Genomic DNA, 20,545 nt, shown 5'->3' with positions numbered 1-20,545 from the left:
GTCAGTCGTGAGTGGCTGACGGGATGCGCGCGTCGGGGTCGTGGCGCAACCACAGCACCCCGAGCGGGGGGAGCGCCATCGAGGCGCGGCCGTTCTCGTCGGCGTGCACCACCCCGAGGTTGCCGACGCCGGAACCGCCGTACTCCTGCGCGTCGGAGTTGAGGATCTCCCGCCACACCCCGGCTTCGGGCAGGTCGAGCTCGTGCGGGCGGACCGGCACCCCGGAGAAGTTGCAGACCACCGCGACGGTGTGGCCGTGCCCGTCGCGGCGGGCGAAGGCGATCACGTTGGGATTCCACACGGGTCCGCCGATGCGGGAGAACGCCGACCCGTCGGTGTCCCGTGACCACAGCGCGGACTCGTCCCGGTAGACGCCGTTGAGGGTCGACACGAACGAGGCCAGCTGTGCATGGCTGGGCTGGTCGAGCATCCACCAGTCGAGACTGCGCCCCTCGGACCACTCCGACATCTGGCCGAACTCCTGCCCCATGAACAGCAGTTGCTTGCCCGGGTGACCCCACATGAAGGCGAGGAAGGCACGCATGTTCGCCAGCTTCTGCCAGTGGTCGCCCGGCATCCGGCCGAACAGGCTCCCCTTGCCGTGCACGACCTCGTCGTGGCTGATGGGAAGGATGAAGTTCTCGCTGAAGGCGTACACGAAGGAGAAGGACAATTCGCCCTCGTGATGACCGCGGTACATCGGGTCACGTGCGATGTACTGCAGCGTGTCGTTCATCCACCCCATGTTCCACTTGAACCCGAAGCCGAGCCCGGCGTGGTCGGTGGGCGCCGTCACCCCCGGGAAGCTCGTGGACTCCTCGGCGATGATCGAGATCCCCGGGTAGCGCTTGTACGCGGTCGCGTTGACCTCCTGGAGGAAGCGGATGGCTTCGAGGTTCTCCCGGCCGCCGTGTACGTTCGGCTCCCACTCGCCGGGTTCGCGCGAGTAGTCGAGATACAGCATCGAGGCGACCGCGTCGACACGGAGCCCGTCGACGTGGAATTCCTGCAGCCAGTACAGCGCGTTGGCGACGAGGAAGTTGCGCACTTCGTTGCGACCGTAGTCGAAGATCAGCGTGCCCCAGTCGCGGTGCTCGCCCCGCCGCGGGTCGGCGTGCTCGTACAGCGGCTCGCCGTCGAAGCGCGCGAGTGCCCACTCGTCCTTCGGGAAATGCCCGGGGACCCAATCCATGATCACGCCGATGCCGGCCTGGTGGAGACGGTCGATGAGGTGGCGGAGGTCGTCGGGGTGACCGAAGCGGCTCGTGGGGGAGTAGTACCCCGTCACCTGGTAGCCCCAGGAACCTCCGAAGGGATGCTCCGCCAACGGAAGGAACTCCACGTGGGTGAAACCGTGTGCGGTGACGTAATCGACCAGCGGATCGGCCGCCTCACGATAGGACAGGCCGGGGCGCCACGAGCCCAGGTGCAGCTCGTAGATGGACATGGGACGAGACAGGGCCGGTGCGGCGGCGCGCTCGTCCATCCACGCCTGGTCGCCCCATTCGTAGGAGGTGTCGACGACCACGGAGGCCGTCGCGGGGGGGACCTCGGCCCACCGCGCCATCGGGTCGGCCTTCTCGACCCAGTAGCCGTTCTTCGTGCGCAGGGCGAATTTGTACGTGGTGCCCGCTTCGACCCCGGGGATGAAGATCTCCCAGACCCCGCTCGAACCCATCGATCGCATCGCGTGGGCGGTGCCGTCCCAGCCGTTGAAGTCGCCGATGACGCGGACGGCCTGCGCATTGGGTGCCCAGACGGTGAAGGCGGTGCCGATGCTGCCGTCGCTGACGCGCGGATGTGCACCCAGCGCCAGCCACAGCTGTTCATGGCGTCCCTCACCGATGAGGTGCAGGTCGAGCTCACCGATGGTGGGAGGGTGTCGGTACGGGTCGTCGACGCGCCATTCGGAGCCGTCCTCGTAGGTGGTCACGATCTCGTACGCGCCGGCGTCGCCGCCACGGGTCCCCTCCCAGATCCCCTCGCGCACGTGCTCGAGCGGCACGCGGGTGCCGTCGGTGAACACGGCGACGACGCTGTGCGCCAGCGGTCGGCGGGCGCGCACGGTCCACACCGCACCGCCCTCGTCGTCGCGGGTCGCGTGCAGGCCGAGCACGGCGTGCGGGTCGTGGTGCGCGCCGGAGGCGACGGCATCCAGCAGAGCGTCGTCGGGGTAGGTCATCACGCCTCCTTCACGTGCAGGATGTGCACCGGCTGGGTGAACGCGTCCAGTCGCACGTAGTTGTGGTCGGTCCAGGTCCAGCGGGCCCCGGTGAGGAGGTCTTCGACCTCGAAGCCTTCGCCCGGTGCGACGCCCCAGATGCGGGTGTCGAGGTGCACGGTCGTCTCGCGGACCGAATGGGGATCGACGTTGACGACGACGATGATCGTATCGGCGGCCCCGTCCGGGCTGACGGCGGCGTCGAGGTGCTTGGAGTACACCAGCACGGCGTCGTCGTCGCTCCAGTGCGCGGAGAAGTTGCGCAGCTGCCGCAGCGCGGGATGTGCGCGTCGGATCTCGTTCAGACGCGTCAGGAACGGGGCGAGCGAGTCGCCTCGATCGATCGCCCCCTTCCAGTCGCGGATCTTGTACTCGTATTTCTCGTTGTCGATGTTCTCTTCCGAACCCGGACGCGCGACGTTCTCGAACAGCTCGAACCCGGCGTACACGCCGTAGACGGGGGCCGCGGTGGCCGCGATCGCGGCGCGGATCGCATAGGCCGGACGCCCCCCGAACTGGAGGTATTCGGTCAGGATGTCCGGGGTGTTCACGAACAGGTTCGGCCGGAGGAAGTCGGCGGTGTCGTGGGCGAGGCCCCCGAGGAACTCCTCCAGCTCCGTCTTGCCGTTGCGCCACGTGAAGTAGGTGTAGCTCTGCTGGAAGCCGACTTTGGCCAGACCCTGCAAGGGTGCCGGTCTCGTGAACGCCTCGGCGAGGAACACGACCTCCGGCTCCTCGGCGGCCACGGTGGCGATGAGCCACTCCCAGAACTGCAGGGGCTTGGTGTGGGGGTTGTCGACACGGAAGATCTTCACGCCTTGGGCGATCCAGTGGCGCACGATCCGCAGCACCTCGGCGCGGATGCCGTCGGGGTCGTTGTCGAAGTTGACCGGGTAGATGTCCTGGTACTTCTTCGGTGGGTTCTCCGCGTAGGCGATCGAACCGTCCGGAAGAGTCGTGAACCACTCCGGATGCGCGCTCACCCAGGGGTGGTCCGGGGAGGCCTGCAGGGCCAGATCGAGCGCCACCTCGATTCCTTCGGCGCGCGCGGCGCGGACGAATGAGCGGAAGTCCTCGATCGTGCCGAGGTCGGGATGGACCGCGTCGTGTCCACCCGCTTCCGAGCCGATGGCCCACGGTGACCCCGGATCGGCCGGTCCCGCGTCGAGGGTGTTGTTCGGCCCCTTGCGGTTGGACAGACCGATGGGGTGGATCGGGGGCAGGTACAACACGTCGAAGCCCATCGCGGCCACGGCCGGCAGACGCTCGGCGGCGGTGGTGAACGTTCCCGAGGCGATGGTGCCGTCCGCGCGCCGCGTCGCACCCTCCGAGCGTGGGAAGAACTCGTACCACGCGCCCACGCCGGCGCGCTCGCGCTCGACCAGGAGGCGGTGCGACTCCCGCCGGGTCATCAGGGCCGTCAGCGGGCGTCGCCAGAACATCTCGGCGATCTCCTCGTCGATGACGATCGCATGCGCGACGGAATCCTCGACGCGTTCGTCGCGCAGGGTCGTCGCGGCCGCCGTGAGCGTTTTGCGCTCACCGTCCGGACGTGACTTCTCGGCGGCGGCACGCGTGAACAGAGCGGCGCCCATCTCGCGCATGAGGGCGGTGTCGACGCCCGCCGTGATCTTCAGGTCCGCGGCATGCCGCCATGTCGCGAATTCGTCGGAGAAGGCTTCGAAGCGGTAGCGCCACTCGCCCTGCTCGAGGAGGGCGACCTCCGCACTCCACCGGTCCAGACCGCCGTCGAGCGGGCTCAGCCGGTGCAGGGACTTGTCACCGCTGGGCGAGGTCAAGCGCACCTGCACCCCGATCTTGTCGTGGCCCTCCCGGAAGGCGGTGATCCGGAACGGGACGACCTCGCCGACGAATGCCGACGGGCGGAATCCGCCGCCGGGGACGGCCGGTGCGGGGGCGTCCGTGGCGATACGCCCGGTGACGGTGTCCCGCGCGGTCTGCGCATCGGATGCGGGGCGGACGGGGATCGAGGCGGCGCTCCGCCAGGGCAGGGACTGTGCTGTGCGCGACTGGACCACGGTCCGAACCTATCGTGACCGGGTCGTCGGATACAGGCCTACGGGTGGGGGTTGACACTCTCGATGCGGAACAGTTCCATGGCGGTGCCCGGAAGGTCGATGCGGTCCCCGGGGGCGTGCCGGGAAGACACCTCGAGCGGCCGCTCGAGGACGCTCGACCACAGGCGGACGAAGCGATCCCCGCCTTCGACCTCGGGGAGGACGACCGAGACCGGACGTTCCGAGCCGTGCACGATCAGCAGAACACGGTTGTGCTCCTCGTGCTCCGGTGTCGAGGCGGCGACGTACTGCAGCGTCCGCTTGGCGGAGTCGTTCCAGCGCTCGTCCGACATGGTGTGACCGTCTTCGTCGTACCACTGCATCAAGGATGCGGAGGGGACGTGTTCCCCGCGCTTGGCGTACCGCACGGGGCGCAACGCCGGATTCTGCGCACGAATTCCGATCAGGTGCTTCACGTGCGCCCTGAGGTCCTGCTGCCACGGCGCGTGGTCCCACGACAACCAGGTCAGCGGCGAGTCGTGGCAGTAGGCGTTGTTGTTGCCGCGCTGACTGCGTCCGAACTCGTCCCCGGCCGTCAGCATGGGTACGCCCGCGGACAGCAGAAGGGTGCCGAGGAGATTCCGCATCGCTTTGCGCCGCGTGGCGAGCACGGTTTCGTCGTCGGTGTGACCTTCGGCCCCGTGGTTGAACGAGCGGTTGGTATCGGCCCCGTCGCGGTTCTGTTCACCGTTGGCGAGATTGTGCTTGACGTCGTAGGAGACGAGGTCGTGCAGCGTGAACCCGTCGTGCGCGGTGACGAAATTGACACTCGCGAGGGGACCGCGTGCCGGGGAGAACGTGTTCGAGGACCCCGCGAGCCGGGTCGCGAAGCCGCCGACTCCGACCGGGGTGAGGTCCGCGCGGCGGGCGTAGTCGATGTCGCTGAGCCAGAAGTTGCGCACCCGGTCCCGGTAGCGATCGTTCCACTCGTGCCAGCCGGCACCGAAGGCACCCGTCTGCCAGCCGCCCATCCCGACATCCCACGGTTCGGCGATCTTCTTCACGTCCGCGAGGGCCGGGTCATCGAGGATCGCCTGGAGCAGCGGGTGTCCGGGGGTGAACCCGTGCGCGGCGTCGCGTCCGAGCGTCGCGGCCAGGTCGAAGCGGAAACCGTCGATCTGCACGTCTTCGGCCCAGTATCGGAGCGAATCCAGGACGAGCCGGGCCGCGGCGTCGGTCGCGGTGTTCACGGCGTTACCGCACCCGGTGACGTCGATGTACGTCCCATCCTCCTGCTGGCGGTAATAGCCGCGGTTGTCCAATCCCCGCAGGCTGGTGCGCGGACCGCCGATGCCCTCTTCGCTGGTGTGGTTGTAGACGACGTCGAGGATCACCTCGATCCCGGCCTGGTGGAGGAGCTTCACCATGCCCTTCACCTCCCGCAGAACCGCCCCCGCTCCGCGTCGTCGGTTCTGCTCCGTCGCGTATGCGGCGTGCGGGCTGAAGAAGTTGAGCGTGTTGTACCCCCAGTAGTTCGTCAGACCGTGCTGCAGAAGACGTGGCTCGGTTGCGAACGCGTGGATCGGAAGAAGCTCGACGGCGGTCACACCGAGGTCGAGGAGGTACTCGATCATCGCCGGATGGGCCAGACCCGCGTACGTGCCGTGGAGAGCCGGCGGCACGTCGGGGTGACGCTTGGACAGACCTTTCAGGTGCGTCTCGTAGATGACGGTGCGGTCCATCGGCGTGCCGGGTCTGCTCACCCCGCCCCAGTCGAAGCCGCGGTCCACGACGACCGAGCGCCAGTCCTCGTATCCGTCTCCGGTGGCCAATCCGCGGGAGTACGGTTCCACGAGCAACGTCCCCCGGTTGAACATGTCGCCGGTGCCCCGAGGGCCGTCCGCGCGCACCGCGTAGCGGGACCCCGGCGTGAGCAGCTCGCTGGTCACGCTCCACACGCCACCGCCGACCGGGGCGAGGGGGATGTCGGCGATGCTCCAGTCCAGATCGGCGTCGTCGAAGACCACCAGCTCCAAGGACTCGGCCCTCTCCGACCACACCCGCAGCGTGCCGCCGCCGTCGTGGACGCGCACGCCCAGGTCGTCCAGGTCGGGGGACAGCAGGCCGGGCGCGGCTCCGGCGGGCCGGTCGGGGGACATGCGATCTAGAGTAGTGACGCCGTGACCCCGCGACGTGCGGGCGAGGGCGCGAGGCGGAGGAGCAGGTATGGTCGTCTACCTCGATCACGCCGCCGGGGCCCCGCTGCGTCCTGAGGCCCGCGAGGCGTGGCTTCGAGCCCAGAGCATGCCGGGGAACGCCTCGGCCGTACACACCGCGGGGCAGGCGGCGCGCCGTTTGCTCGAGGAGTCTCGGGAGCGACTGGCCGCGGTGCTCGGGTGCGGGGCGATCGAGGTCGTGTTCACCTCCGGCGGGACCGAGGCGGTCAACCTCGCCGTCAAAGGACTATGGGAGGCGCGGGCGGCCGAACGGGATGAGATCGTCCTGCCCGACGGTGAGCACCACGCCACGGTCGACACCGTCGCATGGCTGGCACGGCGGCGTGCCGCCCGGGTGCGCCCCGTCGCGCTGGACCCCCTCGGACGCATCCTGCCCGGCCCGTTCGGTCTTGCACTGTCGGGGGCCGCATTGGCCACCGCCATCGTGGCCAACAACGAGGTCGGGACCGTCAACGACGCCGGCGCGCTCGCAGCCGAGGCCGCGCTCGCGGGGGTGCCCCTGCACCTCGACGCCGTCTCGGCGTTCGGGCACGTGCCGGTCGACTTCGCCGCGTGGCGGGCGGATGCGCGGGGCGGGACCGGACTGGTCGCGATGAGCGTGTCCGCCCACAAGGTCGGCGGACCGGTCGGGGTCGGTGCGCTGGTGGTCTCGCGACACGCGGACCCCACGCCACTGTTGCACGGTGGCGGTCAGCAGCGCGCTCTGCGCGCGGGTACGCAGGACATCGCGGGAGCCGCCGCCTTCGCCGTGGCGGCCGAGCTGGCCGTGGCGGAGTCGGCGGCCGAGGCGGAGCGGCTGACGGCCCTGCGCGAACGGGCGCTGGCCGCCATCCGGCGCGACATCCCGGACGTGGTGCCGCTTGGCGACCCGGTCGACCGGATCCCCGGCAACCTGCATCTGCACTTCCCCGGGGCAGGGGGTGAAGCGATGCTGTTCCTGCTAGACCAGCGCGGCGTGGCGGTCTCGACCGGCTCCGCATGTCAGGCCGGCGTCCCCGAACCGTCCCATGTCGTGCAGGCACTCGGGTATGACGACCGTGCCGCGCGTCAGGTGTTGCGGGTGAGCCTCGGTCGGACATCGACGGTCGACGACGTCGACGCGCTCACCGCCGCGCTCCCGGAAGCGGTCGCGCGTGCACGCGCGGCCCGCTGAAAACCCGCTCAGGCCGGACCGGAGGAGCCGACCTAGACTTGAGTCATGCGGATTCTTGCGGCGATGAGTGGTGGTGTCGACTCGGCGGTGGCGACGGCCCGGGCGGTCGAGGCCGGTCACGATGTCGTCGGGGTCCACCTGGCGCTCTCCCGTGCCGGTGGCACGCTTCGTGCGGGCAGTCGCGGATGTTGCACGATCGAGGACGCCATGGACGCGCGCCGCGCCGCCGACGCGCTGGGCATCCCGTTCTACGTGTGGGACTTCTCCGAGCGGTTCCGCGAGGACGTGATCGACGATTTCATCGCGGAGTACCGCGCAGGCCGCACGCCCAACCCCTGCATGCGGTGCAACGAGAAGATCAAGTTCGCCGCGCTTCTCGAGCGTGCACTCGAGCTCGGCTTCGACGCCGTGTGCACCGGTCACTATGCGACGCTGGTCGAGGGCGAAGGCGGGTTGGAACTGCATCGGGCCTCCGATGCGGCGAAGGACCAGTCCTACGTCCTGGGCGTGCTCACCGCCGAACAGCTCGCGCACACCTACTTCCCGCTCGGCGACACCCCGTCCAAGGAGCTCGTCCGTGCCGAGGCCGAGCAGCGGGGGCTCACCGTGGCACGTAAGCCGGACAGCCACGACATCTGCTTCATCCCCGACGGAGACACCCGCGGGTGGCTCGCGGACAAGGTCGGCGCCGAAAAGGGCGAGATCGTCGATCGCGCCGGCGACGTGGTCGGCTCGCACGACGGTGCCCACGCGTTCACCGTGGGTCAGCGTCGAGGGCTGCAACTGGGGGTTCCCGCCGCCGACGGCAAGCCGCGGTTCGTGCTCGAGGTGCGACCGGTTTCGAACACCGTCGTCGTGGGCCCGAAAGAGGCGTTGGCGTGCGTTCGCATCGCCGGTGCCCGCTACTCGTGGGCCGGAGCAGCACCGACCGCCCCCGCCTTCGACTGCCACGTGCAGATCCGCGCCCACTCCGACCCGGTTCCGGCGCGCGCATGGATCGCCGACGACATCGTCACCGTGGAGCCGGAGAGCCCGTTCGACGGCGTCGCCCCCGGCCAGACGGCCGTGCTCTACGAGGGGACGCGCGTGCTCGGACAGTTCACCATCGACCGGACCGAGTCCGCCGTTCCCGTCGAGGCCTGACCGTCGCGTGCGAGCGTGCGCCCGGCGACCCCCGCCGGGGGTGTCGGCGGGCGTCTTTAGACTGACGGGGTGGCTGAAGGTGAACGGGCTGAGCTGACTCTCGAGCGGGCGCGCGACGAGGTGAGGGATCTCACCGAGCGCATCAGCGCCGCACGTGACGCCTACTACGGCGACGACGCCGAGATCGTCGACGATGCGACGTACGACGGGTGGATGTCACGGCTGGCCGAGCTCGAGCGGCTCCACCCGGAGTTGCAGGGCCAAGACTCTCCTACGTTGACGGTCGGGGCGGCCTCCGGAACGCTGTTCTCACCGGTGACCCACGCCGAGCGCATGCTGAGCCTGGACAATGTCTTCAGCGACGAGGAGTTCCTGGCCTGGGCGGCTCGTGTCGAACGAGACGCCGGCCGCGCGGTGCCGTTCCTGTGTGAGTTGAAGATCGACGGACTGGCCTTGTCGTTGCGCTATGAACACGGTCGGCTCACCAGCGCCGCGACCCGTGGCGACGGGCGCGTCGGCGAGGACGTCACCGAGAACGTCCGGGGCATCGCGGGCATCCCCTCTGTGCTCGAGGGCGCCGGCCACCCGCCCCTGGTCGAGGTCCGCGGCGAGGTCTTCTTCACCGTCGCCGACTTCGAATCCCTCAATGCGTTTCAGCAGGAGCAGGGGGATCGCCTGTTCGCGAACCCGCGGAACGCCGCGTCCGGGTCGCTGCGCCAGAAGCGCGAGGGCAAGAACGAGCGACAGCTGCAGGCGATGCACGAACGACTCTCGCGACTCCGGCTGACCGTGCACGGGATCGGCGCCTGGCCGGACCCGCCCGTGGCCTCGCAGAGTGAGGTCTACGGATTGCTCGCCTCCTGGGGGCTACCGATCAGCCGGTACTTCACCGTCGTGCCGGATGCCGCCGAGGCCGACGCCTTCATCCGGCACTACGGAGAGCACCGTCACGACGTCGAACACGAGATCGACGGCATCGTCATCAAGGTCGACGACCTCGCACTCCACGACGAGCTGGGCGCGACCAGCCGCGCCCCGCGTTGGGCGATCGCCTACAAGTACCCGCCGGAACAGGTCAACACCACCCTGCTCGACATCGTCGTCTCGGTCGGCCGCACCGGACGGGCCACTCCGTTCGCCGTCATGGAGCCGGCGAAGGTGGCCGGTTCGGTGGTGCGCCAGGCGACGTTGCACAACCAAGACGTCGTCAAGGCCAAGGGCGTGCTGATCGGCGACACGATCGTGCTGCGCAAGGCGGGAGACGTGATTCCGGAGGTGCTCGGCCCGGTCGTCGAACTCCGTGACGGCAGCGAGCGGGAGTTCGTGATGCCCACCGCCTGCCCCGAGTGCGGGTCGACACTGGCGCCGGCAAAAGAGGGCGACATCGATCTGCGCTGCCCCAACACCCGGTCGTGCCCCGCACAGGTCCGCGGCCGCGTCGAGCACATCGGGTCGCGTGGCGCCCTGGACATCGAAGGTCTCGGGGAGGTGTCGGCCGCGGCCCTCACCCAGCCCGTGCGGCCGGATGTGCCACCCCTGGTCACCGAGGCCGGGCTGTTCGATCTCGGTCCACGGGACCTGTTCGGCATCGACGTCGTCGTGCGTGACGCCGAGACCGGCCTGCCCCGGCTGCTGGCGGACGGCACCCCGGACACCCGGTCACCGTTCCGGCGACAGCGACGACGTAGCGACCCCGAGTTCGACTCGGCGGGGGAGTTCGACGGCGATGCCGACCACATCCTCTCCGCGGCCGCGACCTCCCTGCTGGCCAATCTCGAGCTCGCCAAGACCAAGGAGCTGTGGCGATTCCTCGTCGCGCTCAACGTCCGGCATGTCGGACCGGTCGCCGCACGGGCACTCGCCCGATGGTTCGGATCGGTCGAGGCGATCCGTGCCGCGAACCGGGACGAGCTCGCGGCTGTCGACGGAGTCGGCGGCATCATCGCCGACTCGCTCAAGGCGTGGTTCGAGGTCGATTGGCACCGGGAGATCGTCGAGCGCTGGGCTGCGGCGGGGGCTCGTCTGTCGACACCCGGGCACCCCGGTCCCGGGGCTGCGGCCGCCGCGGGCGGCGTCCTCGACGGGGTGACCGTCGTGGCGACGGGGACCCTCGAGGGCTACACGCGGGAAGGGGCCCAGGAAGCGATCATCGCCGCGGGCGGCAAGGCCGCGTCGAGTGTGTCGAAGAAGACGGACTTCGTCGCCGCCGGGCCCGGTGCCGGATCCAAGCTCGCCAAGGCGGAGCAACTCGGTGTGCGGGTGATCAACGCCGCGCAGTTCCACGTTCTGGTCACCGAGGGTCCCTCGGCGCTCGGCGAGCCGGCGCCGGAGGCCTGAAGAACCCCGCGGGTGCGCGGCATCCGCGCGCGGCGCGGGAGTGGCCCGAGGGAGGACAGGTCCGGTCAGGTGTCGTCGTCGAGGAGGCGGTCGCGCACCTGACGGCGCAGGACCTTCCCGATCAGAGACGTCGGCAACTCGTCGACGACGACCACGCGTCGGGGCACCTTGTAGGGCGTGAGCTCTTCACGGGCGAAGGCGCGGATGACCTCCGGGTCGATGTCGTGTCCGGGAGCGGCGACGACCGCGGCGACGACCTGCTCGCCGGCGCGCTCGTCCGGGAGGCCGACCACGGCGGCGTCGGCCACGGCCGGGTGTTGCCGCAGCGCGTTCTCCACCTCGGTCGGCGCGACGTTGAACCCTCCGGTGATGACAAGTTCCTTGATGCGATCCACGATGCGCACAAAGCCGTCTTCGTCGATCCGGACGATGTCGCCGGTGCGGAACCAGTCGCCGGCGAAGACGGCGGCCGTCTCGTCCGGCTTGCGGTAGTACCCGCTGAAGACCTGAGGCCCCCGCACGAGGAGTTCGCCGGGCTCACCGGCGGGGACGTCCTGCGACGGATCTTCCGGGTCGACCACCCGGCACTCCGTGCCCGGGAGGGGAAGGCCGACGGTGCCGGGGACCCGGTGGGGCGCCACCGGATTCGCCATCAGCACCGGGGAGCACTCCGACAGACCGTACCCCTCGACGAGGTAGCCGCCGGTGGCCGCCTCGAACGGGACGACGAGGTCGTGGGGGAGTGCCATGGCGCCGGAGATCGCGATGCCGGTGCCCGCGAGCGGGACGCCCTGCTCCTCGGCGGCGGCCAGTAGCCGGCCCGCGATGGGCGGCACCAGCGGGAGGAACGTCGCAGGGCGTCTCTTGGTCGCGGCCAGCACCATGTCCGGGTCGAAACGGGGGAACAACACGAGGCGGGCGGCCATCGACATCGCGAACGTCAGACAGAGGGTCAGCCCGTACGCGTGGAACATCGGCAACACCGCGTACACGACGCACCCGTCACCGCGGGTGATGCTCGGCACCCACGCCTGCGCCTGCGCCGCGTTGGCCAGAAGGTTCCCGTGGGACAGGCACGCGCCCTTCGGGGACCCCGTGGTGCCGCTGGTGTACTGGATCAGCGCGAGATCGTCGACGCCCGGACGTGGGTGCGACGCGCTCAGTGGCGCCGTGCGGAGCACGTCCTCCCAGGAGGTCGTGCCCGAGGTCGTCGCGGTCAAGGCATCACGCCCCTCGCGGGCCTTGCGGATCGGAAGTCGCAGCGCGAGTCGCGTGCGCCACGGCATGGCGGTGGTCAGGTCGACCGAGACCAGCGTGCCCGGCGTCGTCGCGGCGGGGAACGCCTGCACCGTGGCGGCCACCTTCGACCAGACGATCGCATGCTTCGCGCCGTGATCTTCGAACTGTCGTTGAAGCTCGAACGGCGTGTAGAGCGGATTGTGCTCGACCACCACCGCCCCCAGTCGGAGCACCGCGTAGAAGGCGACGATGTGCTGCGGGCAGTTCGGCAGCACGATCGCGACCGGGTCGCCGGCGGTCACCCCCAGCTCCGCCAGCCCTGCCGCGGCCCGGGAGATCTGCTCCTCGAGCTCGCGGTAGCTGGTCGTGCGGCCGAAGAACTCCAGAGCGGGCGCGTCCGGATGGCTGCGCGCCGACTCGGCGACGATGTCGACGAGCGAGCCCGTCATCTCGCCGAGGTCCTCCGGAACCCCGTCGGCATAGCTGCGGATCCAGGGCCGGGGCGGGTCATAGGTCGCTGACACGGCCATCAGCCTAGACGGGCGAGATGCCCACAGGTGCGTCGGGACACCCGCCTACAATGGTGTGGTGTCTGAAATCACCCCCGATCTCGTGCGCCATCTCGGTGTGCTCGCCAGGATCCAGCTCGACGACGAGGAGGTCGAGCGACTCACCGGGCAGCTCGACGTGATCGTCGGCAACATCGCCAAGGTCTCGGAGGTGGCCACCCCCGAGGTGGTGGCCACGAGCCACCCCATCCCGATGCGGAACGTCTTCCGCGCCGACGAGGTGGGGTACACCCTCACCGCCGATGAGGCTCTGAAGAACGCCCCCGACGCCGCCGAGGACCGGTTCCGTGTGACCGCGATCCTCGGCGAAGAGCAGTGAGGACGACACCCGTGACCGACATCACCACGCTCTCCGCCGCCGCGCTCGCCGACAAGCTCGCCGCGGGCGAGGTCTCCAGCGTCGAAGCCACGCAGGCGCACCTCGATCGCATCGCCGCCGTCGACGGCGACGTCCACGCCTATCTCCACGTCAGCGACCACGCCCTCGAGGTGGCGGCCGACATCGATCGTCGACGCGCATCCGGGGAGGTGCTCGGACGCCTCGCGGGGGTCCCGCTGGCGATCAAGGATGTGCTCGTGACCACCGACATGCCCTCCACGAGCGGATCGAAGATCCTCGAGGGCTACATGTCCCCCTACGACGCGACCGTCGTGGCGCGCGCGCGGGCGGCCGGTCTCGTGCCGCTGGGCAAAACGAACATGGACGAGTTCGCGATGGGCTCATCCACCGAGCACTCCGCATACGGTCCGACCCGCAACCCGTGGGACCTCGATCGCATCCCCGGTGGGTCCGGAGGCGGTTCGGCCGCCGCGGTGGCCGCATACGAGGCTCCGCTCGCCCTCGGCTCGGACACCGGCGGGTCGATCCGTCAGCCCGCGCACGTGACCGGAACCGTCGGGGTCAAGCCCACCTACGGAGCCGTGAGCCGATACGGGGCGATCGCCCTGGCCTCCAGTCTCGACCAGGTCGGACCTGTCACTCGCACGGTGCTCGACGCCGGTCTTCTGCACGACGTCATCGGCGGACACGATGCGAACGACTCCACGTCGCTGCCGGACCGATGGCCCTCGTTCGCCGACGCCGCACGAGAGGGTGCCCGTCAAGACGTCCTGAAGGGCCTGCGCGTCGGTGTCATCCGTGAGCTCGGTGACGATGGGTTCCAGACGGGCGTCACGGCCGCATTCCGTACGTCGCTGGCGGCCATGGAGGCCGCGGGGGCGGAGATCGTCGAGATCAGCGCACCTCACTTCGAGTACGGCGTCGCCGCCTACTACCTCGTCCTTCCTGCGGAGGCCTCCAGCAACCTGGCCAAGTTCGACTCGGTGCGGTTCGGCATGCGGGTCACCCCGCACGCGGGCGCGACGGTCGAGGACGTCATGGCCGCCACGCGCGACGCCGGCTTCGGCGACGAGGTCAAGCGGCGCATCATCCTGGGTACCTACGCGCTGTCGGCCGGGTACTACGACGCCTACTACGGCTCCGCACAGAAGGTGCGGACGCTCATCCAGGCCGACTTCGACGCGGCCTTCGAGAAGGTGGACGTCATCGCCACCCCGACCGCTCCCACGACCGCGTTCCGACTCGGCGAGAAGGTCGACGACCCCATGCAGATGTACCTCAACGACGTCACGACCATCCCCGCGAACCTGGCCGGCGTCCCCGGCATCTCGATCCCCGCCGGCGTCGCCGAGGAGGACGGACTTCCCGTGGGCATCCAGTTCCTCGCCCCCGCGCGCGAGGACGCGCGGCTCTATCGTGTCGGTGCCGCCCTCGAGGCGCGCCTGGTCGATTCGTGGGGTGGTCCGCTGCTGGACCGTGCCCCCGTTCTGGGAGGGGTCCGCTGATGGCGGCGAACAAGCTGATGGACTTCGACGAGGCCCTCGAGCGGTTCGAGCCGGTCCTCGGCTTCGAGGTCCACGTCGAGCTGAACACGCGGACGAAGATGTTCTCCGGTGCACCGAACCCGGCGCACCCCGACAACCACGACGTCGCGCCGAACACCCTTGTCGCGCCCGTCGACATGGGGCTTCCGGGTTCTCTCCCGGTCGTCAACGAACAGGCTGTCCGCTCGTCGATCAGCCTGGGCCTGGCGCTCGGGTGTTCGATCGCCCCGTCCAGCCGGTTCGCGCGCAAGAACTACTTCTACCCCGATCTCGGCAAGAACTACCAGATCTCGCAATACGACGAGCCCATCGCCTTCGAGGGTCGTATCGAGGTGGAGCTCGAAGACGGAACGATCGTCGAGGTCCCGATCGAGCGCGCACACATGGAGGAGGACGCGGGCAAGCTGACCCACATGGGGGGAGCGACGGGTCGGATCCAGGGCGCGGAGTACTCGCTCGTGGACTACAACCGCGCCGGGGTTCCTCTCGTGGAGATCGTCACCAAGCCGATCTTCGGTGCGGAGCACCGCGCTCCCGAGATCGCGAAGGCGTATGTCGCGACGATCCGGGACATCGTGCGGTCACTCGGGATCTCCGAAGCGCGGATGGAGCGCGGGAACCTCCGATGCGACGCCAACGTGTCGTTGCGTCCCCGCACCCCCGAGGGTGAGCCGCCCGCTCCGCTCGGAACACGCACCGAGACCAAGAACGTGAACTCCATGCGCTCGGTCGAGCGGGCCGTGCGTCACGAGATCCAGCGACAGGCCGCGATCCTCGCTGCAGGCGGAACGATCACGCAGGAGACGCGGCACTGGCACGAGGACACCGGCACGACCTCCCCGGGACGGCCGAAGTCAGACGCCGACGACTACCGCTACTTCCCCGAGCCGGACCTGCTCCCGGTGGCACCGCCGGCCGAACTGGTCGAGCAGTTGCGCGCGGCGCTTCCCGAGGCGCCGGCCGCCCACCGTCGGCGGCTGAAGGAGGCCTGGGGCTTCACCGATCTTGAGTTCCAGGACGTCCGCAACGGTGGCCTGCTCGCCGAGGTCGAGGCGACCATCGCCGCCGGTGCCGCCCCGGCCTCCGCCCGCAAGTGGTGGACGGGTGAGATCAGTCGTATCGCGAACACCCGGGGCGCCGAGCCTGGTTCCCTGGTGGCACCCGCCGATGTCGCGGCCCTGCAGGGGCTGGTGGACGCCGGCACCCTGACGGACAAGCTCGCGCGTCAGGTGCTCGAAGCGATGATCGACGGCGAAGGCTCCCCGCAGGAGATCGTGGACGCCCGCGGTCTCGCCGTCGTCTCCGATGACGGCGCCCTCATCGCCGCGATCGACGAGGCGCTGGCCGCACAGCCGGACGTGCTGGAGAAGATCCGCGACGGCAAGGTGCAGGCCGCCGGCGCGATCATCGGTGCGGTCATGAAGGCGATGAAGGGGCAGGCCGATGCCGCCCGCGTTCGGGAGCTGATCTTGGAGCGCGCCGCACAGTGAGCACCGTCCGGGCCGCCCTCTCACGGCGAGGATGTCGGCGGCCCGGACGACAATAGAGACATGGGACGCGGGGACGGTTCGGGACGCATCGTCTCGGCACCCAGTGCCGATGACACCGGGGCGGGCATCCTCCACGTCGACATGGACGCGTTCTATGCGGCGGCGGAGGTGTTGCGCGACCCCACCCTGGCGGGCAAGCCGCTCATCGTCGGCGCACCCGAGGGACGCGGAGTGGTCTCGAGCGCGTCGTACGAAGCCCGACGTTTCGGCGTCCGGTCCGCGATGCCGGTCGCTCGCGCGCTGCGCCTCTGCCCCACCGCGATCGTCGTGCCCCCTCAGATCGATCGGTACGTCGCGCTGTCGAACCAGGTCATGGCGATCTTCCGAGACGTCACACCGTTGGTCGAGCCGCTGTCGATCGACGAGGCCTTCCTCGACGTGCGCGGAGTGCGGAGGTTGTGGGGGAGCCCGGGCGAGATCGCACGGATGATCCGCGAGAAGGTGAAGACCGAGACCGGGCTCACCTGCAGCGTGGGGGCGGCGGCGACCAAACACGTCGCGAAGATGGCGTCCACGATCAGCAAACCGGATGGCCTGCTGATCGTGGCCGAAGCGGACACCCGGCGTTTCCTCGCGGCCCGCTCGGTACGGGCGCTGTGGGGGGTGGGGCCGAAGGCGGCGGACGCCCTGGAGAGCAGGGGGTTGCGCACGGTCGCGGATCTGCTCGAGGCCCCCACCCCGGTGCTGGAGCGGGCGCTGGGTCCGGCCATGGCCGACCGTGTGTGGCACCTCTCGCGAGGTATCGACCCACGCGAGGTGACGACCGAACGGGTCGAGAAGAGCGTGGGCCATGAGGAGACGTTCGCCGACGACGTCGACGACCCGCGCGTGCTCCGCTCCGAGCTCCGGCGCCTCGGCGACCGCGTGGCCGCCCGGCTGCGCGCGCACGGCTGGGAAGCCGGTGTGGTCGCGGTGAAGATCCGGTTGTCGGATTTCACGACTTTCTCGCGGTCCCAGACCCTGGCGGAGCCCACGTCGGTGGGGCAGCGGCTCGGGGAGACGGCGATCGACCTGTTCGAGTCGGTGTCGCGCAATCTGCCGGTCCGTCTCATCGGGGTGCGTGGCGAGAAGCTCCGTCCGTCGGGGAGCGGGGCCTTGGCGCTCTGGGACGAAGACCAGGACTGGCGGCGGGTCGAAGACGCCCTCGACGGGGCGACGGCCCGGTTCGGCAAGGGGGTCGTCACCCGGGCGACCCTTCTGGGGCCGGGACGCGCCGGTGGCGGCGTCCCCTCGCATCCGCGTCCGCCCCACAGGACGTGAGACGCATCTGTCCACCGGCGGCGGATGCGGGTAGCGTGGGATCATGCCCAACATCGCACTCGAACTCGGCAAGCAGTCGGCGACCTTCGGCGTGAATAGCGCCTACGGCGAGCAGCAGGACGTCGACGGCGTCCGCATCGTCCCCGTCGCGCTGTCGTGGTCGGGCTTCGGCGGGGGGAGCGACGAGGCCGGGAACGGCGGCGGCGGCGGTGGCGGCTACGCGATCCCGCTGGGAGCGTACATCCGCCGTGGTGACGATCTGCGATTCGAGCCGAACATCGTGTCTCTGCTCGCCGTGGCGATCCCCTTCGTCTGGGTCGCCGGCCGCTCGCTCAGCCGTGTCATCCGCATCCTCAAGAAGTAGCCGCGACCCCGTCGACCACGCCCTGGGCCACGCGGCCTCCGTTCTCCGCGAGGCCGTCGCCGCGACCGCCGCGGCGAACCCGGTGGTGCTCATCGACGGCCGCAGCGGTGCGGGCAAGTCCTCCCTCGCGCGACGCCTGATCCGTGACTGGCCGATGCGCGGGCGTGTGCAGTCCGTCGCCCTCGACGCGATCTATCCCGGCTGGGACGGTCTGCGGGAGGGCGTCGACCTGGCGCGCACGCAGATCCTCGTGCCGCATGCGCGCGGGCTCATCGGGGTGTGGCGCAGCTGGGACTGGGACCTGCACGGATGGGACGCCGCGCATGCGGTGGATCCGTCGTTGCCGCTGATCGTGGAAGGTGCGGGACTGCTCACCACGGCGACCGCGCAGCTGGGCGACGTGCGCGTGTGGCTCGAATCCCCCGCATCCTCCCGCCGGCGCCGCGCCCTCGACCGCGACGGTGAGACCTATCGTCCCCACTGGGAGCGCTGGGCCGCGCAGGAAGACCGGCATGTGACGGAGGACCAGCCGGCCGCGCACGCGACCCACGTCTTCCGTGTGCCGTGAGGTCTGCTCAGGCGTCGAGGGCGTTCACCAGGCCGTCGAGGCGGTAGCCCAGCCACTCGTACACCCCGAAGCGCGGGTCGTCGGTATCGCCGTCGGTGTCGTCCTGGATGCCGAGTCGCTCGGCCAAGACCAGGCGAAGCGCGGCGAGGCAGCGCATCCACGCGGAAGCGGTCGGCGGGTCGAGGGGGAGGGCGACCGGATCGAGGTCACCGCCGTCTTCGGCCAGGAGCGGAGCGAGCGAAGACATGACCAGGGCCGCGTCGTCGCTGCGGCGCTCCAGAAGGGTCGGCTCGGTGAGACGGCGGAACTCCGCGGAGCCGGCCGGGTCGTCGGCGTAGACGTCGGGGACCAGCCGCGCCACGGCAGGGTCGGAGGCGGGTCGTGAACTTTCGAGAAGCTCGGCGAACTGCCGCACCAGATCGGTCAGGTGCGCCGCTTCGAGGGGCGTGATCTCCAAGATCAGGGTCTTTCCGTCGCTCATTCCGGCGCCTCTCTCACGGTCGCCCAGAGACCGTAGTCGTGCATCGCCTGTGCGTGCAGTTCCATTTGTTCCCGTGCTCCCTCGGCGACGACGGCGTGCCCGTCGTGGTGTACGGCCAGCATGAGACGTTCGGCCCGCTCTCGGGGGTATCCGAAGTACGTCCGGAACACGTGGACGACGTAGCTCATCAGGTTGACGGGGTCGTTCCAGACCACCGTCTGCCACCCCCGCGCCCGGCGCGTGTGCTCGTCGGTGCGTCCCTCGACGGCGGGAAGTGTGGGCGCGGCGGTCATGCCCACCCCAACTCGTGCAGCCGGTCGTCGTCGATGCCGTAGAAATGGGCGATCTCGTGGACGAGCGTGGTGTGGACCTCGTCGCGGAGTTCGTCCTCGTCGGCGCAGCGATCCAGATGAGGTTCCCGGTACACGATGATGCGATCGGGCAACTCGCCCATCCCGTATCGATCGCGCTCGGTCAACGACCAGCCGTCGTACAGTCCGAGCAGGTCGAGGCTGCCGTCCTCCGGACGGTCCTCCACCACGAAGACGACGTTGTCGAGGCCCTCGACCATGTCGTCGGGCAGACGATCGAGCTCGTCCACGACGAGCGCCTCGAATGTCTCGGCATCCATGTCATGCATTGGGGTGGCTAACGGGACTTGAACCCGCGACCCCCGCGACCACAACGCGGTGCTCTACCAACTGAGCTATAGCCACCATGTCCTCCCGCTGAGCGGGCAACCAGAAGATTCTCTCACATATTCGGAGCGAACGATGACACCACCGACGCTGCAGCGGTCCGTGCGTGGTCGCTGGTGGGACCCGGCTCGGGGACGAACACCGCCTGGCGGTAGTAGGCCAGTTCGCGGATCGATTCCTTGATGTCGGCGAGCGCCCGATGCCCGCCGTCTTTGGCCGGGGCGTGGATGTAGGCGCGCGGGTACCAGCGGCGGGAGAGTTCCTTGATGCTCGAGACGTCGACGTTGCGGTAGTGGAGGTAGTCGTCGACGTCGGGCATGTACTTCGCGAGGAACATGCGGTCGGTCCCGATCGTGTTGCCCGCCAGGGGGGCCTTGCCGGCAAGCGGGGCGAAGCGGCGGATGTACGCGAGCGTCTGGACCTGCGCCTGCGCGAGAGTGACGCCTCCGGGAAGTTCATCGAGCAGTCCGGAGGACTCGTGCATAGAGGTGACGAAGTCGTTCATATGCGACAGCGCCGCGTCGGACGGTTTGATCACCACCTCGAAGCCGGGGTCGAGCATGCGCAGCTCGAAATCGGTCACGACGACGGCGATCTCGACGAGCTCATCGACCGCGAGGTCGAGTCCCGTCATCTCGCAGTCGATCCATACGAGTCTGTCGTTCTCGCTCCCGGCCATGTCGGCCATCCTATCGACCGCATCGGCACCGGCCCCGCGTGCATCGGCCGCTACTCTGGAAGGGCCCTCGTAGCTCAATGGATAGAGCATCGGCCTTCTAATCCGGTGGTTGCAGGTTCGAGTCCTGTCGGGGGCGCTCTGCAG

General features: G+C 69.5%; 17 protein-coding genes and 2 tRNA genes. 10 read left to right on the top strand and 9 right to left on the bottom strand.

Features of this window, described 5'->3' with window-relative positions; all coding sequences use genetic code 11:
* Window position 1: 1 nt before the first annotated feature.
* The 3 genes from glgB to glgX are packed head-to-tail and all read right to left on the bottom strand — an operon-like array spanning window position 2 to window position 6,398.
* Window positions 2-2,182: a 1,4-alpha-glucan branching protein GlgB gene (gene glgB, locus ABD204_RS11965; protein ID WP_194424656.1), complete on the bottom strand. Its 2,181-nt coding sequence runs from the start codon at window positions 2,180-2,182 to the stop codon at window positions 2-4.
* Window positions 2,182-4,260 carry an alpha-1,4-glucan--maltose-1-phosphate maltosyltransferase gene (locus ABD204_RS11960; RefSeq protein ID WP_322597606.1) on the bottom strand — a complete coding sequence of 693 codons (2,079 nt, stop codon included), beginning with the start codon at window positions 4,258-4,260 and terminating at the stop codon, window positions 2,182-2,184. Before ABD204_RS11960 ends, glgB begins: the two co-directional genes overlap by 1 nt.
* 38 nt (window positions 4,261-4,298) lie before the next feature.
* Window positions 4,299-6,398, bottom strand: a complete 2,100-nt coding sequence (glgX, locus tag ABD204_RS11955) for a glycogen debranching protein GlgX (RefSeq protein ID WP_194424657.1) — start codon at window positions 6,396-6,398, stop codon at window positions 4,299-4,301.
* A gap of 67 nt (window positions 6,399-6,465) precedes the next feature.
* Here glgX and ABD204_RS11950 point away from each other — a divergent pair, with 67 nt between their 5' ends.
* From ABD204_RS11950 to ligA, 3 genes are all read left to right on the top strand, one after another.
* Window positions 6,466-7,629: a cysteine desulfurase family protein gene (locus ABD204_RS11950; protein WP_194424658.1), complete on the top strand. Its 1,164-nt coding sequence runs from the start codon at window positions 6,466-6,468 to the stop codon at window positions 7,627-7,629.
* 45 nt (window positions 7,630-7,674) lie between these two features.
* Window positions 7,675-8,772, top strand: a complete 1,098-nt coding sequence (gene mnmA / locus ABD204_RS11945) for a tRNA 2-thiouridine(34) synthase MnmA (protein WP_194424659.1) — start codon at window positions 7,675-7,677, stop codon at window positions 8,770-8,772.
* Window positions 8,773-8,841: 69 nt separating this feature from the next.
* Window positions 8,842-11,109 (top strand): NAD-dependent DNA ligase LigA, encoded by a 2,268-nt coding sequence (gene ligA, locus ABD204_RS11940; protein WP_194424660.1) that lies wholly within the window; start codon window positions 8,842-8,844, stop codon window positions 11,107-11,109.
* 65 nt (window positions 11,110-11,174) lie between these two features.
* Here ligA and ABD204_RS11935 read toward each other — a convergent pair whose 3' ends face one another.
* Window positions 11,175-12,878 carry a long-chain-fatty-acid--CoA ligase gene (locus tag ABD204_RS11935; protein WP_194424661.1) on the bottom strand — a complete coding sequence of 568 codons (1,704 nt, stop codon included), beginning with the start codon at window positions 12,876-12,878 and terminating at the stop codon, window positions 11,175-11,177.
* A gap of 58 nt (window positions 12,879-12,936) precedes the next feature.
* Here ABD204_RS11935 and gatC point away from each other — a divergent pair, with 58 nt between their 5' ends.
* The 6 genes from gatC to ABD204_RS11905 are packed head-to-tail and all read left to right on the top strand — an operon-like array spanning window position 12,937 to window position 18,543.
* A complete protein-coding gene (gatC, locus tag ABD204_RS11930) occupies window positions 12,937-13,236 on the top strand; it encodes an Asp-tRNA(Asn)/Glu-tRNA(Gln) amidotransferase subunit GatC (RefSeq protein ID WP_194424662.1) in 300 nt (99 codons plus the stop codon).
* A gap of 11 nt (window positions 13,237-13,247) precedes the next feature.
* A complete protein-coding gene (gene gatA, locus ABD204_RS11925; RefSeq protein WP_194424663.1) occupies window positions 13,248-14,762 on the top strand; it encodes an Asp-tRNA(Asn)/Glu-tRNA(Gln) amidotransferase subunit GatA in 1,515 nt (504 codons plus the stop codon).
* Window positions 14,762-16,291, top strand: a complete 1,530-nt coding sequence (gatB, locus tag ABD204_RS11920) for an Asp-tRNA(Asn)/Glu-tRNA(Gln) amidotransferase subunit GatB (protein WP_194424664.1) — start codon at window positions 14,762-14,764, stop codon at window positions 16,289-16,291. Before gatA ends, gatB begins: the two co-directional genes overlap by 1 nt.
* A 60-nt stretch (window positions 16,292-16,351) precedes the next feature.
* Window positions 16,352-17,611: a DNA polymerase IV gene (gene dinB, locus ABD204_RS11915; RefSeq protein WP_194424665.1), complete on the top strand. Its 1,260-nt coding sequence runs from the start codon at window positions 16,352-16,354 to the stop codon at window positions 17,609-17,611.
* A 43-nt stretch (window positions 17,612-17,654) separates the two neighbouring features.
* The gene (locus tag ABD204_RS11910) at window positions 17,655-17,975 is read left to right on the top strand and encodes a hypothetical protein (RefSeq protein ID WP_194424666.1); all 321 of its coding nucleotides are present in this window, start codon (window positions 17,655-17,657) and stop codon (window positions 17,973-17,975) included.
* On the top strand, window positions 17,950-18,543 hold the full coding sequence (locus tag ABD204_RS11905) for a nucleoside/nucleotide kinase family protein (protein WP_322597607.1): 594 nt from the start codon (window positions 17,950-17,952) through the stop codon (window positions 18,541-18,543). Before ABD204_RS11910 ends, ABD204_RS11905 begins: the two co-directional genes overlap by 26 nt.
* 7 nt (window positions 18,544-18,550) lie before the next feature.
* On the opposite strand, the gene ABD204_RS11900 is transcribed toward ABD204_RS11905, so the two are convergent.
* The 5 genes from ABD204_RS11900 to orn form a co-directional block, all read right to left on the bottom strand.
* Window positions 18,551-19,024 (bottom strand): DUF2017 family protein, encoded by a 474-nt coding sequence (locus ABD204_RS11900; RefSeq protein ID WP_194424667.1) that lies wholly within the window; start codon window positions 19,022-19,024, stop codon window positions 18,551-18,553.
* Window positions 19,021-19,317, bottom strand: coding sequence for an ATP-dependent Clp protease adapter ClpS (gene clpS / locus ABD204_RS11895; protein ID WP_194424668.1), 297 nt, complete (start codon window positions 19,315-19,317; stop codon window positions 19,021-19,023). The genes ABD204_RS11900 and clpS overlap by 4 nt, the downstream gene beginning before the upstream one ends.
* Window positions 19,314-19,664, bottom strand: coding sequence for a metallopeptidase family protein (locus tag ABD204_RS11890; RefSeq protein WP_194424669.1), 351 nt, complete (start codon window positions 19,662-19,664; stop codon window positions 19,314-19,316). Before ABD204_RS11890 ends, clpS begins: the two co-directional genes overlap by 4 nt.
* Window positions 19,665-19,740, bottom strand: a tRNA-His gene (locus ABD204_RS11885).
* A gap of 37 nt (window positions 19,741-19,777) precedes the next feature.
* Complete coding sequence (orn, locus tag ABD204_RS11880) at window positions 19,778-20,401, bottom strand: oligoribonuclease (protein ID WP_194424670.1); 624 nt, start codon at window positions 20,399-20,401, stop codon at window positions 19,778-19,780.
* Window positions 20,402-20,464: 63 nt separating this feature from the next.
* Between orn and ABD204_RS11875 the strand changes: the two genes are divergently transcribed.
* Window positions 20,465-20,537: transfer RNA gene (locus ABD204_RS11875), tRNA-Arg, on the top strand.
* The last annotated feature ends 8 nt before the right edge of the window (window positions 20,538-20,545 follow it).

This window comes from Microbacterium aquimaris, from assembly GCF_039531285.1.
Classification (GTDB): domain Bacteria; phylum Actinomycetota; class Actinomycetes; order Actinomycetales; family Microbacteriaceae; genus Microbacterium; species Microbacterium aquimaris.
The sequence above is the reverse complement of the archived record's forward strand: the minus strand, read 5'-3'. Positions and strand labels throughout refer to the sequence as shown.